This window comes from Helicobacter labacensis (genome assembly GCF_003660285.1).
Lineage (GTDB): Bacteria > Campylobacterota > Campylobacteria > Campylobacterales > Helicobacteraceae > Helicobacter > Helicobacter labacensis.
In genome coordinates this window covers 1-1,362 of sequence record NZ_QXQQ01000051.1, presented here as the reverse complement: position 1 = coordinate 1,362, position 1,362 = coordinate 1, and the positions used below count along the sequence as shown (strand labels likewise).

Sequence of the window (1,362 nt, the reverse complement as noted above, 5' to 3'; positions counted from 1 at the left end):
GCGCCTAGAGTGGTGTATAAAGATGTGTTCGTGCCTATACCTTGTAATGTGCAAAAGCCTAGCAGACCGCCTAAGGACTTAGGGGTGTTAGAGTATGTGCGCGCCTTACTCATCTACACAGAGAGCCTAGAAAAGGACTTAGATTTTTGCACCAAGCCCCCTAAGATTAAGCCTTGATTTTGAAAAGGGGTTTTCTTAGGCTAAGAGTCCAAAGGGGGTAGCGTAGTTTTAACCCTTGTTTTTAGAAGGCACTTGTGTTAGAGTTTTAAAAGTCCTTAAGCGATCTTTGATTAAATCCTTTTAGCCCATTACCTTAAGGACTCATAGGGGGGCGCTACATGCCAAGCATATCAACAACTCCTACCCCCCTATGAAAAGTTTTAACCCTTGTTTTTTGCAATTAAATATTTTATTATTCTCTTGCCTCTTCTCCTTGAGGCTTTTGCTTAAAAGGGCGCGGGGACACCCTCACCAAAGAACTAACGCAACCCCCCGCGCCAAAGGGAATACATGCTAGATTTCAATAGCCTTAATGAAGCTTTTAAGCTGGACTCACAGGCGTGCTTAACTTCTATGCAGGAGTTTAAGCAGGCTCTAGCCTACTACCATGGCAACCAATTACCCCCCGATGTGTTGCACATTATCTTAGAACGCGGACAGACCCCCATTGTAGAAAATATTTACAAGATGATTGTCAATAAGATACTAGGTTATAAAATCTCTGCTATCCAAGAAGTGCGCCTAACCCCACGCCAAGAGGAGGACAAGCCTCTAGCGGATTTACTCAATGATTTATTAAAGTATTTTAGCCAGAAACGCAATTTTGATAAGGAAATGATAAAGAGGGATAGGGATTTGATCATGGGGGGTTTAGGGGTGGTGGAATTGTGGGCTATTGGGGATAAAGATGGGAGTGTGGACATTGAGATCAAGGCTTTAGACCCGCAAAGCTTCATCATTGATTATTTTAGTTCAGATAGCAATGCGCTTGATGCTAGGCGTTTTCATAAAATCGTCTTATTAGATGAGCAACGCGCTAAGGCTTTATTGCCTAGTAGCGAGGTGCTCTATCTAGCCGCCCCCCAAAAAGAGAGATTAGCGCGTGTTATAGAGAGTTGGGTTAAAGAGTTTGAGGGGGGGGAGTGGGTATGGAATAGGTATTTATGGAATGAACAAGCGGGCATTTACAAATTTGAGCCCAAGCCCTTTAAAAATGGTTTGCACCCCTTCATTGTCGCCAAGTTCTACATAGATGAGAAGAATCGCTATTATGGGCTTTTTAGAGACATCAAACCCATGCAAGATTACATCAACTTTGCCGAGAACAGAATGGGCAATATGATGGGGAGTTTTAAGGCGATG

The 1,362-nt window shown here is 43.2% G+C and carries 1 protein-coding gene; it reads left to right on the top strand.

Annotation, left to right across the window (positions count from 1 at the left end):
• Positions 1-510: 510 nt before the first annotated feature.
• On the top strand, positions 511-1,362 hold an 852-nt coding region (locus tag EAO33_RS08820), incomplete at its 3' end, for a portal protein (RefSeq protein ID WP_456237264.1).